This window comes from Sulfitobacter sp. UBA4523 (assembly GCF_002388305.1).
GTDB classification, from domain to species: Bacteria; Pseudomonadota; Alphaproteobacteria; order Rhodobacterales; family Rhodobacteraceae; genus Sulfitobacter; species Sulfitobacter pontiacus.
This window is the reverse complement of record NZ_DGMH01000009.1, coordinates 10,305-22,624: the sequence shown is the minus strand read 5'-3', so window position 1 is coordinate 22,624 and position 12,320 is coordinate 10,305. Positions and strand designations below refer to the sequence as shown.

The 12,320-nt window shown below is 59.8% G+C and carries 12 protein-coding genes and 1 pseudogene; 5 read left to right on the top strand and 8 right to left on the bottom strand.

Translation table 11 applies throughout. The features are described from left to right. Positions 1–4 precede the first annotated feature (4 nt). The 6 genes from B3849_RS01670 to B3849_RS01645 all read right to left on the bottom strand — a co-directional run bounded on the left by B3849_RS01670 (position 5) and on the right by B3849_RS01645 (position 6,959). A complete protein-coding gene (locus B3849_RS01670; protein WP_206338402.1) occupies positions 5–1,690 on the bottom strand; it encodes an ABC transporter ATP-binding protein in 1,686 nt (561 codons plus the stop codon). A gap of 5 nt (positions 1,691–1,695) precedes the next feature. Next, positions 1,696–2,769: an ABC transporter permease gene (locus B3849_RS01665; RefSeq protein WP_005850988.1), complete on the bottom strand. Its 1,074-nt coding sequence runs from the start codon at positions 2,767–2,769 to the stop codon at positions 1,696–1,698. Between the two features lie 84 nt (positions 2,770–2,853). Next, positions 2,854–4,224 (bottom strand): CmpA/NrtA family ABC transporter substrate-binding protein, encoded by a 1,371-nt coding sequence (locus tag B3849_RS01660; RefSeq protein ID WP_286779731.1) that lies wholly within the window; start codon positions 4,222–4,224, stop codon positions 2,854–2,856. Between the two features lie 249 nt (positions 4,225–4,473). Next, positions 4,474–5,619, bottom strand: a complete 1,146-nt coding sequence (locus tag B3849_RS01655; protein WP_286779730.1) for an ABC transporter substrate-binding protein — start codon at positions 5,617–5,619, stop codon at positions 4,474–4,476. Continuing rightward, complete coding sequence (locus B3849_RS01650; RefSeq protein WP_009825827.1) at positions 5,616–6,200, bottom strand: ANTAR domain-containing response regulator; 585 nt, start codon at positions 6,198–6,200, stop codon at positions 5,616–5,618. The genes B3849_RS01655 and B3849_RS01650 overlap by 4 nt, the downstream gene beginning before the upstream one ends. Positions 6,201–6,446: 246 nt before the next feature. Next, positions 6,447–6,959 carry a TetR/AcrR family transcriptional regulator gene (locus B3849_RS01645; protein ID WP_278425428.1) on the bottom strand — a complete coding sequence of 171 codons (513 nt, stop codon included), beginning with the start codon at positions 6,957–6,959 and terminating at the stop codon, positions 6,447–6,449. Positions 6,960–7,040: 81 nt separating this feature from the next. Between B3849_RS01645 and B3849_RS01640 the strand changes: the two genes are divergently transcribed. Both B3849_RS01640 and B3849_RS17640 read left to right on the top strand, forming a co-directional pair. Beyond that, positions 7,041–8,111 carry an alcohol dehydrogenase family protein gene (locus B3849_RS01640; protein ID WP_278425429.1) on the top strand — a complete coding sequence of 357 codons (1,071 nt, stop codon included), beginning with the start codon at positions 7,041–7,043 and terminating at the stop codon, positions 8,109–8,111. A 114-nt stretch (positions 8,112–8,225) separates the two neighbouring features. Further along, positions 8,226–8,408, top strand: a complete 183-nt coding sequence (locus B3849_RS17640; RefSeq protein WP_414718007.1) for a beta family protein — start codon at positions 8,226–8,228, stop codon at positions 8,406–8,408. On the opposite strand, the gene B3849_RS01635 is transcribed toward B3849_RS17640, so the two are convergent. Then, positions 8,362–8,961 carry a sce7726 family protein gene (locus B3849_RS01635; protein WP_278425445.1) on the bottom strand — a complete coding sequence of 200 codons (600 nt, stop codon included), beginning with the start codon at positions 8,959–8,961 and terminating at the stop codon, positions 8,362–8,364. The genes B3849_RS17640 and B3849_RS01635 overlap by 47 nt on opposite strands. A gap of 167 nt (positions 8,962–9,128) precedes the next feature. Continuing rightward, positions 9,129–9,410 (bottom strand): hypothetical protein, encoded by a 282-nt coding sequence (locus B3849_RS01630; protein WP_278425430.1) that lies wholly within the window; start codon positions 9,408–9,410, stop codon positions 9,129–9,131. Between the two features lie 301 nt (positions 9,411–9,711). Here B3849_RS01630 and B3849_RS01625 point away from each other — a divergent pair, with 301 nt between their 5' ends. The 3 genes and pseudogenes from B3849_RS01625 to B3849_RS01615 form a co-directional block, all read left to right on the top strand. After that, complete coding sequence (locus B3849_RS01625) at positions 9,712–10,800, top strand: LacI family DNA-binding transcriptional regulator (protein ID WP_278425431.1); 1,089 nt, start codon at positions 9,712–9,714, stop codon at positions 10,798–10,800. Between the two features lie 4 nt (positions 10,801–10,804). Beyond that, the gene (locus tag B3849_RS01620; protein WP_278425432.1) at positions 10,805–11,800 is read left to right on the top strand and encodes an ABC transporter substrate-binding protein; all 996 of its coding nucleotides are present in this window, start codon (positions 10,805–10,807) and stop codon (positions 11,798–11,800) included. A 72-nt stretch (positions 11,801–11,872) separates the two neighbouring features. Further along, positions 11,873–12,320: pseudogene (locus B3849_RS01615) on the top strand (ABC transporter permease); the annotation flags it as partial.

The following is a 12,320-nucleotide window of genomic DNA, read 5'->3' as shown; positions in this document are numbered from 1 at the left end:
GGTCTCACTCCGCCGCGATTGCTTTGGGTTTCGGTGTCCCGCCCGAGGCAGGTGATTTCGGCGCATTGCCGTGTTCGTATTCCTCGAGGAAATCGAGCACTTCTTGCCGGTAGCTGTAATAGTCGGGGTGTTCGAGCAGCGCCTTGCGGGTGCGTGGACGCGGCAGGTTTACGTCGGTGATCTTGCCGATGGTGGCTTGGGGTCCGTTGGTCATCATCACCACGCGGTCGGCCAGCAGGATCGCCTCGTCCACATCATGGGTCACGCAGATCGCCGTCACCTTGGTGCGCGACCAGACTTCCATCAGCACTTCCTGCAGTTCCCAGCGGGTCAGACTGTCGAGCATGCCGAACGGTTCATCCAGCAGCAGCAGTTTGGGCGATAGGGCAAAGGCACGGGCGATGCCGACGCGCTGTTTCATCCCGTTCGACAGGCTGGCGGCATTCTTGTCCATACTGTCTGCCAGCCCGACACGTTCGAGGTAGTATTCCACCACATCCTGACGTTCCGCCTGCGACGCGCGGGGATAGACCTTGTCGACACCAATGGCGACGTTCTCCTTGGCCGAGAGCCACGGGAACAGATTGGGCGACTGGAACACGACGGCGCGTTCGGGGTCTGCACCTTGGACGTTCCACCCGTCCAGACGGATCGCACCTTTCGAGATCGGGTTCAGCCCCGCAGCCATCGTCAGCACAGTGGATTTACCGCAGCCCGAATGCCCGATCAGCGAGATAAATTCGCCCCTGTTGATCTTGAGATCAAAGTTCTCGACCACGGTCAGCGGCCCTTTCGGCGTCGGATACACCTTGTCGAGCTGCGAGAAATTCAGGAATTTTTCCTGGATCGCACCTTCCTGCGCCTTGGAGACTGCCGCGGGCACTGAATGGATCGGCGTGACATTGGGCAGCATACGCGTTTCTTCGACTTTCGCGGCGATGCCGATGTCCATCAGATAGGTCGTGACCTGCCCGCGCAGCGCCTTGAATGCCGCGTCATTGTTCATCGCAATCCGGTCGCGGGGGCGCGGAATGTCGACTTTGAATGCGTCCCCCAGCGTGCCGTCCGGATTAAGGGCGATGATCCGATCCGCCAGAATGATCGCTTCATCTACGTCATTGGTGATCAGGACGCAGGTTTTCTTGTCTTCGTCCCAGATCGCCTCGATCTCGTCCGCCAGATTGGCGCGGGTCAGGGCGTCGAGCGCCGACAGCGGCTCATCCAGCAGCAGCATTTCGGGGTCCATCGCCAGGGCGCGTGCCACATTGACCCGCTGGCGCATCCCACCGGACAATTCAGCAGGGCGGCGCGTGGCCGCATGGGACAGGCCCACCATGTTGACATAGTGATCGACCTTGGCCGCCCGTTCGAGTTTGGAGAGATCAGGGAACATCGTATCGACAGCAAGCCTGACATTGCCCTGCACGGTCAGCCACGGCATCAGAGAATAGTTCTGAAAGATCACACCGCGTTCGCGGCCCGGTTCGGTGATGGGCTTTCCCTTGTAGGTCACGCTGCCCGAGGTCGGCTGCTCTAGCCCCGCCATCAGATTGATCAACGTGGTCTTGCCGGTGCCCGAAAACCCGAGGATGACGACGAATTCACCTTCGGCAACCTCAAGGGAGATGTCCTTGAGAACGGGTTGGGTGCCATAGGTTTTGGTGACATTGTTGAAGTTCAAGATACCCATATCGATCACCGGTTATTCGAGAAGGTGAACATGGACTGGAGCGCATACATCACACGGTCCAGAAGGAAGCCGATGATGCCGATGGTCAGCACCGCGACCATGATCCGCGCCAGACTTTGCGAGCTACCGTTCTGGAATTCATCCCAGACGAACTTTCCAAGCCCGGGGTTCTGCGCCAGCATTTCTGCCGCGATCAAAACCATCCAGCCCACACCAAGCGACAGCCGCAGCCCGGTAAAGATCAATGGCAGCGCCGAGGGCAGCACCAGTTTGGTGATCTTGGTGTAGGTATTCATTTTCAGCACGCGACTGACGCTGACAAGATCCTTGTCGATGCTGGCGACGCCAAGGGATGTATTGATCAGCGTGGGCCAGAGCGAACAGAGCGTAACAGTGATCGCCGAGATGAGGAACGACTTGGAGAACATACCGTCATTGGTGCTATAGACGGCTGACACGATCATGGTCACGATGGGCAGCCATGCCAGTGGCGAGACCGGTTTGAAGATCTGTATCAGCGGGTTCAGCGCCGCATTCGCCGTTACAGACAAGCCCGCAGCGATGCCCAATGGGATCGCAACGATCGACGCAATGAGAAAACCGAAAAGCACCGTTTTGATCGAGGTCCAGATCTGGTCGTAGTAGGTTGGCTTGCCTGTGTATGCGCGATCACGCACACGATCTGCATTGCCACTTGCGATATGTTTGGCGTTGCGCGCCTCTTGCCGCTCATAGAACGCGGCCTCGCGTTCGCCCTCGCGGATGGCGTCCTGATGCAACTCGCCCACCTGCTCCCAGACTTGGGCAGGGCCGGGCACAGCCCCGAGCGAGGTTTGAACCTTGGGGGCCAAGCTTGCCCAGAGGGTCAGGAAGATCGCAATCGCCAAGAGCGGCACGCCCAGAAGCCGCCAGATCTCGCCCGCCTGCGCGCGCGGATTATCCCCCGCGGCGGCCTTAAGGATCGGTGTCATCCAAGACAGGCCAAAGACGCTGAACCATGCGTCGGCCTTGTTGATCCGGGCAAAGCGCCGCGCGCGGCGGGCTTCGATATCGAGTGTGTTTGTGTCAATCGCGGTCATATCGGCTGTCCAATTGCTGCTTTTGATGAAAGTGGCTCCCTCCCCCCTCCGCTTTGCGGTGTGGCAAAACGGAGGGGGCGGGGTTTAGCCTTCGACCTTGCTGTCGATGACCGTTTGGCCGGACTTCAGACCGATGGGCAGGCTGTCGATATAGGCGTTCGGCGCGCGTCCGTCGTAGCTGATCCCGTCGATGATATCGGCAGCCGGTGTCGGTGCTTTGAAGCCGTCGCTATCCCAAGGAAACGCCGCTTCGTCGGCCATACCCTCGTCCACCAGCAGCCTTGCGGCCTGTAAGTAGATGTCCGGGCGGTACACGTCTGCAGCCGTCTCGAAATACCATTCATCCGGCTTTGTCTCGTCGATCTGGCCCCAGCGACGCATCTGGGTCAGATACCAGATCGCGTCTGAATAGAACGGATAGGTCGCATTGTAGCGGAAGAAGACGTTGAAATCGGGGGCGGGGCGCACATCCCCTTTCTCGAACTCGAAAAAGCCGGTCATGGAGTTGGCGATCACATCCGCATCCGCGCCCACATATTCAGAGCGCGACAACATCTCTACCGCTTCCTCGCGGTTGGCGTTGTCGTTGGCATCAAGCCACATTGCCGCGCGGATCAGCGCCTTGGTCAATGCAAGCGCGGTGTTGGGGTTTTCCTCGGCAAATTCGGCGGTAATGCCAAAGACCTTCTCGGGGTTGTTTTTCCACATGTCGTAGTCGGTGATCACCGGCACGCCGATCCCTTTGAAAACCGCCTGCTGGTTCCAAGGCTCACCCACGGCGTAGCCCGATATCGTCCCCGCTTCCATTGTGGCAGGCATCTGCGGTGGCGGCGTCACAGACAGCAGCACATCCGCATCAATCTGACCGGAAATATCTTGCGCGCTATAGTAGCCGGGCTTCAGTCCGCCCGCCGCAAGCCAGTACCGGATCTCGTAGTTGTGGGTCGAAACGGGAAAGACCATGCCCATATTGAACGGCTCGCCGCGGTCCTTGTAGCCTTCGACCACCGGAGCCAAAGCACTGGCGCTAATGGGATGCTGCGGCCGACCATCGTCCATCGTGGGCACGTTCGGCTTCATCTCGTCCCAGATGTCATTGGAAACGGTGATCGCATTGCCGTTCAGGTCCATCGAGAAGGGCGTGATGATATGCGCTTTGGTGCCATAGCCGATCGTTGCCGCCAGCGGTTGGCCCGCCAGCATATGCGCGCCGTCCAGTTGGCCGTCGATCACGCCGTCCAGCAGCACTTTCCAGTTGGCCTGCGCCTCAAGCCTGACAAAAAGCCCCTCGTCCTCAAAGTATCCCAGCTCGTAGGCCACGGCCAAAGGTGCCATATCGGTCAGCTTGATAAAGCCAAAGGTCAGCTCCTCTTTCTCGAGCGCCAGCATTTCGGCCGACGCCGCCGTCGCCAGCAGACTTGTCGAGGCGAGCAGGAGTGCGAATGTATTTTTCATGGGTCATGTCCTTTCATGGCCCCGAAGGGCAGAAACGAAAAAAGCCGCACGTATGGTTCACGGGGAAGAAATCCGTGCTCCGTACGAGCGGCATTGCTCTGAGTGATGTGCGACCAGCATTGGTCAGCGGTATAGGTCGGACAACGTTGTCCCTTGGCATCAAGGGTGGCTCATAGACGCAGCTTCACGCAACGAATTTTCTGCATTGCGGCAGCTTTTCAGAGGCCCATGCAGAAGCCGCTTAAGAATTCATCGCACAGCTGCGGTGAAATCAAACGTTCTGCCGTCAAAAAAGGCGTCGGGCGAAAGAATCATCTCTCCCCGTGCAGATGCTACAGATGTTGGAAACATCATCGCCCCTTCGGTTTTCTCGGAGGATTGGGGCATATCAGCGCCGATATCAGACAGATTCTGGCGGAAAAGATCGGCGCGAAAACAGGTTTTGGCTTTCTCGATTCCCGCGGCGTCGGCACCTAGGTGATGCGCGATCCACGCCGCCTGACTGCGCCACGGGAAAGAGGCGGCATGGCTGTGGAACTGCAAGAACCGGTCCACCGTGACCGGAGAAGCCCCCGTTCGGGGGACGATATGCCCGGTCAGCGCCGGATCGATCAAATCGGGCGACATGCTCAGGTGTTCACTGCGCCCCAAAATCTCGACCGCCAGCGGTTTGTTTCCCGGCGCATCAAGCCAGGCCGACGCTTGGTATACCGCCCGCATCAGACGACGCACGCTGTCCTCGTTCTGCGAGGCCCACTCATGTCGCGCGGCAAGCACCTTCTCCGGCGCGAACTGCCAGACATCGCGGCCCGCCATCATCAGCTTGGCAACATTATTCTGCACGGCCACACCGCCCCAGGGCTCGCCCACCCAAAAGGCGTCGACAAACCCGTCCGAGACTGCATCCGCCATACGCATCGGCGGCACGGTGACTTCCTCGATCTGCAGGTCGGGCGCTTGCGCGGCCCAATAGGACAGCAGCAGCCGGTGCATGGAATAGTGGAAGGGGATACCCACACGCAGCGGTTTGGCACCGCGCGCGCTGAGCCCCGACAGCAATGCAGTCGTGTCCCCAAAGCGCACCTCCTCCAATGCGGAAGCAACAGCGTTAGAGACGCCGAACACCGTGCCGTTCACGGATAAGACCATCAGCGCATCTACCCGCGCGGGCAATCCGCCCATCCCGATGGACATGGCCACCGGCATTGGCGACAGCATATGCGCGGCATCCAGATGCCCCAGTGCCAGCATATCGCGCAGCGCCGACCACGAAGGCTGACGCAAAAGATTAAGCGCGAGACCCTGCTCGGCAGCAAATCCCAGCTCTTTCGCGATGACCAGCGGGGCGCAATCAACCAACGGGACATAGCCACAGTTCAGAACAACCTCGCTCATGACAACAGATCCGCTGCCGTCACCAACGCTTGTGCCACATCGATGACCTTGCGATTCTGGCTCATCGCGGTGGTGCGCAGCAGCTTATAGGCGTCATCCTCGGACATGCCGCGTTGACGCATCAAGATCCCCTTTGCGCGATCGATCGTCTTGCGATCCTCCAGCGCTTGCTTGGCAGCGTTCAGTTCGAAGTGGAATTGACGCATCATTTTGAAGCGCGCGATGGCCGTTTGCAGCACGGGTTTGATCCGGTCCATCTGAAGACCATCCACCACATAAGCGCTGACCCCGGCATTCAGCGCCGCCTGCGTCAGGTTCTCATCCGTCTGGTCCACAAACAGCGCGACCGCCCGCTTGGTCGTCTCGGTCGCGTGAGAGATATGTTCAAGCGTATCGCGGTCCGGATTTGTCAGGTCGATAAGAACGATGTCCGGTGAAAATTCCCTCACCGTCTGGTTCAGCTCCGACATCTGCAGCAAAGCCTTGACGTCAGACCAACCCGCTTCGCGCAGTGCGTCTACGATGTCACGCACGCGTTCGGGATTTGGCTCTACAACCAGGATACGCAGATCTGCATTCATGCATTTTGATCCGCGATCATCGGTGCAACTTCAATCCGGCATCCCTCGTGCGCCAGCGGCTTACGACACGCTTAGCCCAAACAGCGAGCAGAAAGGACGCATGTGCCAATCTGTTGTGCAGAATAAAACAGCCGCACGACCACAGCGGTGCCAGCCATGCAGGTTTACACCAGAGCTACGGGCAGCCCCCGCAAGAACACAAGCGGGCCGGAACGTGGTACCATCACGACATCCGGCTGTGGGCCGTCAATGATCCGGTGGCAGCAGCGACAGACCTAATCGCTTGGCCGCATCCAGAGCGGCCTCATGATGCAGGGGCCACGCTTGCGTCAGCCCTTCGATGATCAACAACAGCGCGGTATCGGCCCCCTTCAACGCGGTCGCCGCTGCGGCCCTTTCCGCGACCTCTGCCTTGTGACGTTCCAGTAATTCGCGCAGCGGCTGACTGCCCGGTTCAGCGGCCACTGCAGCATGAAAGAGGCAGCCATGCGCGCTCTCGGTCGCCATCCAGTTTCCAACGCGGGTCAGTATCGTATCAAGCGCCTCGCTCGGGTCCTCTGGCAGGTCATCAAAAACGCGGGCGAGATAGCGCTGATGCCGGTTCTCCAACGCAGCAAGCACCATTTCCGCCCGGGACGGCGTGTATTTGTAAAGCGTGCGAAGGCTCACACCCGCAGCATCCCGCAGGTCTTCGACGCTAGGCTCGGCAAAGCCCCGATTGGCAAAGGCGCGTTCAAGCCCTGCGGATATCTTGCTCATCATATCGGTCATGCTTGACGATGTAGAACGATCCCTCTACCTACGCAAGTAGAGCAATCATTCTACATCGGAGATTTCCCTATGACGCTTCCTGAAACGATGAAAGCTGTACGCCTCACCGGCCATGGCGGGCTGGACAAGCTTGAACTGTGTGACGACGTTCCGGTTCCGCAACCCGACGCTGGCGAGGTCTTGATCCGTGTGGGCGCATCGGCGGTGAACAATACCGACGTCAACACCCGAACCGGCTGGTATTCGAAAGCTGTGCGGGGCGACACAGGGTCCGCCGCAACCGAGGGCTACGCGGGGGCGTCTGATGCCGACGGCGGCTGGTCCGGTGCGCTCAGCTTTCCGCGCATCCAGGGCGCGGACTGCTGCGGAGAGATCGTTGCGGTCGGTGAAGGTGTGGACGCTGCGCGGATCGGTCAGCGCGTGCTGGTGCGGCCGATGTACCGTCCGACCGGTGCCGGACCAGATGCGCTTGTGACCTTCGGCTCCGAGCGCAATGGCGGCTTCGCGGAATACACCACCGTGGGCGAGGAAAACGCACTACGGATCGAAAGCCCGCTTTCGGATGTCGAACTCGCGTCCTTCCCTTGCGCATTCTCCACCGCCGAAGGCATGATCCAACGCGCTGGATTGGGGGACGAGCGTGTGCTCATCACAGGCGCATCCGGCGGCGTCGGATCGGCGGCGGTGCAACTGGCCAAGCGGCGCGGCGCCCATGTCACGGCCTCTACCAGCCCGGCGAAAATGGACGCGCTGAAAACCCTCGGCGCGGATGCGGTGATCGACCGCAATGAGCCTTATCCCGATGACGCCTTCGACGTCGTGCTCGACCTTGTAGGGGGGCCGCGGTGGTCCGAACTGCTGGATGCTTTGGTGCCACGGGGGCGCTACGTCACGTCTGGCGCGATTGCCGGTCCGATCGTCGAACTTGATCTGCGGACCCTCTACCTCAAGGACCTGACCCTCATCGGGAGCACCCGGCAAGACCCAGGCGTATTCACTGATTTGGTCAGCTACATCGAAGCAGGCGAGATCAAGCCCGTGGTCGCCGAAACCTATCCCTTGGCTGACTTGCACGCGGCGCAGAAGGCATTTCTAGAAAAGTCGCACATGGGTAAAATCGGTGTGGCGATCGCCGGCTGACAGACACGAGGCACAGGTTACAGCCTGCATAAGGCACGGCCTGCTCACAAGCATCGCTCCGGACCTTCGCCGCTGATGGCGTGAAGGTCCGGTTTCGCGCAGACCGTAAGTGCCATCATCAACGAGCCTAAGTTCGCGTTTCGCGGCGCAACCTTTTCACTTGGAGATAAGTATATCGCTGACTGCGCTGCACATGCAGTTGGAACCGGCAATTCCACGACATGGAAATGGGTTGCGATCAACCATCATATCACGATAGTTGCAGATGACCTCGCCACTTTGTTCGGGCCGCCATAGCTGTCTTGATGGCCGGTGCCAGTTCATTCACCGACATCTCGTCTGCCAGCAAACGGTATAAATGCTTTCTGGGCGCATTTACTTCCGCCTTAGATGCGCCCCGAGAAAGTAGAAGGTTTTGCGCCTCCGGGCGCCAAAGCAAATGCGCGAGCATAAAGGGATCTAAATTCTGATTGACGCGCGCGCGCCGACGCGTAGCAAACTTCATCCCACCGCGCGGCCCCTCTACGACTTCCGTCAATCCGCACCAGTCGGGAACCCAAGCCTCTGCCGCTTCGAGATGGCGAGTGGCAAGTACAAGGGTAAGCTTTTGCAGAGCATCTGTGTAGAACGTAAGCTGGCGAGGCAGCCGCTCAAGTGTGTCGCCAGCGCTCTTAATTTCATAACCGTGGAGGTGGCCGTTGAAAACAGCCAAGTCGATACGGCTTTGCGCATGGGCGAGACCAAGTTCATCAATGATCAGAACGTCTTCCCGCGCAATATGATGGCGTAGATGACGCTTACGCAGTGCGGTTCTGATACTGCGCTCACAATTTTTCTTGTGGTCAGTCATCGCCACAGAGTCCCCCTGTTTTCTTGCGCACAGTACAAACACAGAATGATAGGCGCGTCGAGGTGCTCCGTTCTGGGCATGGAGCATTCAGTGCCGTGCGGACGTAAAAATTCTGCCCCAGAATCTCTCTTTGGGATGCAAAATCGTGCCTCAGCGGGCGTTAGGCGCTACCCCCCGCCGCCCCGTGTCAGGTCGTGTCGTTTTTTCTCACTGACAGGGAGGATCGCCATGTGCTCGATCTGTCTATTCTCGACTGGGTTGCCGATGCGGCACCCGGCGATATCGTTCTGTTCCGCTTTCGAGTCGCCGCTGGCTCCGGGATAGTCAAACGCGGGCTTTGCCTGGTCGTGGATCGCAGAAGGTCGGGTGTCGGCAACCAAACGCAACTTTGTAAAATCGGCGTCCTGCGCGTCGCTGACCTTGGCATCCAGCGCAGCAAGTGGGTTCAACTCCGATAAGGCTTGAATGGCCGCTTCCGCTAAGGCGGGGCTCTGGCTTCGCAACCGCGGAGAACGGCAGCTTTCCGCCCTTCGTGCCGATTATCATGAATGACGCGAAGGTCACGCGGGGTTTTGCAGCATGGTACATCAGATGCGTTCAGCTCGGTCGTCTAAGAAGATGAGTTCTTAACACTGAGGCGCGTTCGTTTTTTCCCAAGAACATCGCCTGTCACATTCATGTAGTGAATCACATGTATCACTTGTGGAAACGTTTCCAATTCGACTGCGCCAAGTCGGAAGGAGTACACGAATGGACCGGAGACAGAAAGTTACCATCAAGGATGTCGCCCGCAAGGCGGGGTGCGGGATAGCCACGGCCAGCCGGGTTCTGAACAAATCCGGCCCCGCCAGTGCAGAAGTGCGCGAACGCGTCGAGATGGCGGCGCGCGAGCTTGGATTTTCGTTCAGCGCCCTTGGACGGGCACTGCAAGGGGGTCGCAGCATGACCATCGGCTGCCTTGTGCCATCGCTCGCCAATCCGGTCTTTGCCGAAGCGGTCCAGGGCGTGCAGGAAACGTTGAAAGGCACCGGATACCAGCTACTGATCGCCAGTTCGAACTATGACGGCGAGGCCGACAACGAGGCCATCGCGACGCTTGCCGCCAAAGAGGTCGACGGGCTGATCTTGACGATGGTGGCACCCGAACGCAGTGCGGCGCTGAAGCAGGCGCGCCAGCGTGGTTTGCCGGTGTCCTTGATGTTTCATGACCCGATCGACGGCTTTCTCACCGCTCATGTCGACAACTTCGAGGCGGCGCGCGAAGTCGCGCGGCAGTTTGCGGACCACGGCCATAGGCACACTGCCTTTCTGGCGCTTCGGTTTTCTACCTCGGACCGGTCGCGCAACCGCTATGCCGGGTTTCACGCCGAATGCCGTGCGCGCGACATGTTCGATCCGACGCTGATCGAACTGGACGAGGCCGAGGCGAATACGCCCGAGCTTCTGGCGGCGATCCTTGCCGCACAGGAAGGGCTGACCGCGATCTTTGCGTCGAACGATTTTCTGGCCATCGCGGTACAAAAAGCCGCGCGCCTGATGGGCGAGAGCGTCCCGAGGGACCTGTCCGTCGTGGGGTTTGACGGTATCGAGATCGGGCGGCTGCTGGACGTGCCGCTGGCCACCATCGAAACCGCGCCGGACGCCATGGGCCGACAGGCAGCACAGACGCTTCTGGATATGATGCAGGGAAGACCAGGCGCGCAGCGCCCGCCCCTGCCCTTCGATTTTCGTGTAGGAGCGACGCTTGGCCGCCCCCGCACGGAAAGCCGTGACGACGACCAGGTTCGCCCCCGGCCGCCGTCTGTTCACTCGCTCAAGACCGATCTCAAACAAGGATGAACCCATGAAACATACTGTTATTTCAGCGCTTTTTGCAACCGCGATCGCCGCTCCGGCCTTTGCCGAAGACGCCATCTGCTACAACTGCCCGCCGCAATGGGCTGACTGGGCCTCGATGCTCGAAGCCATCGACGAGCAGCTTGACGTGCAAATGCCCCACGACAACAAGAACTCGGGCCAGACCCTCAGCCAGCTTCTGGCCGAGCGCGCTGCCCCCGTGGCCGACGTCGCCTATTACGGCGTCACCACCGGCATCAAGGCGGGCAACGATGGCGTCGTCGAGCCCTACAAACCCGCAGGTTTCGAGGATATCCCCGATGGTCTGAAAGACCCCGAAGGCAAATGGTTCGCCATCCACTATGGCACGCTGGGCCTGTTCGTGAACGTCGACGCGCTTGGCGGCGCCGAGGTGCCGCAGTGTTTCGCTGACCTGACCAAGCCAGAGTACCGCGGCATGGTGGGCTATCTCGATCCCTCGTCCGCCTTTGTCGGCTATGCCGGTGCCGTGGCGGTGAACCTGGCCAATGGCGGCGATCTGGGCAACTTCGATCCCGCTATCGAATACTTCAACGCAGTTGCCGAGAACGATCCCATCGTGCCCAAGCAGACTTCGTTCGCGCGCGTGGTTTCGGGTGAAATCCCGATCCTCTTTGACTACGACTTCAACGCCTATCGCGGCAAATACGAAGAAGACGGCAATTTCGAGTTCGTGCTGCCCTGCGAAGGGTCGGTGCGCGTGCCTTATGTCATGAGCCTGGTGGCCGACGCCCCGAACCCGGAAACCGGCAAGCGCGTGCTGGATTTCATCCTGTCGGATGAAGGTCAAGCGATCTGGACCAACGCCTATTTGCAGCCAGCACGCCCGGTCGAACTGCCTGCGGACGTGGCCGACAAGTTCCTGCCCGCTTCGGATTACGAGCGTGCGGTTGCGGTGGACTACGCCGAGATGGAACGCGCACAGGCGGCATTTGGCGAGCGTTACCTGAACGAAGTCAAGTAATCCCTCTGAGACCTTTCGAACCGGGCAGAGCGCAGATCTGCCCGGCCCCCCTTTTTTGGCATCGGAGCCGTCATGGGCCAACGACAATTTCTAATGCTTTGCCTGCTGCCGCTGGCAGTGTTCACGCTGGCCTTTCTGGCGATCCCGCTGGGACGGTTGATCCTTGCCTCGGGGGAGAGCGAGGCGGGTTGGGCGATCTACCTCAAGATCATCCAGACCCCGCGCTATGTCTCGACACTGGTGCAGACGGTCGTGGTGTCGCTGGCCGTCACGGCAGCGGCGCTGGCGATCTCGACCACGGCAGGCCTGTTTCTGGTGCGAAACCGCTTTGTCGGGCGCAACACGCTGCTGTCGATCCTGACCCTACCGCTTGCCTTTCCGGGTGTGGTCGTCGGCTTCATGATCATCCTGCTTGGCGGGCGTCAGGGATTGGTGAACCAGCTTCTGCCCGGTCACTGGGTCTTTGCCTATTCGATCACCGGCCTGTTTCTGGGCTATCTCTATTTCTCGATCCCGCGCG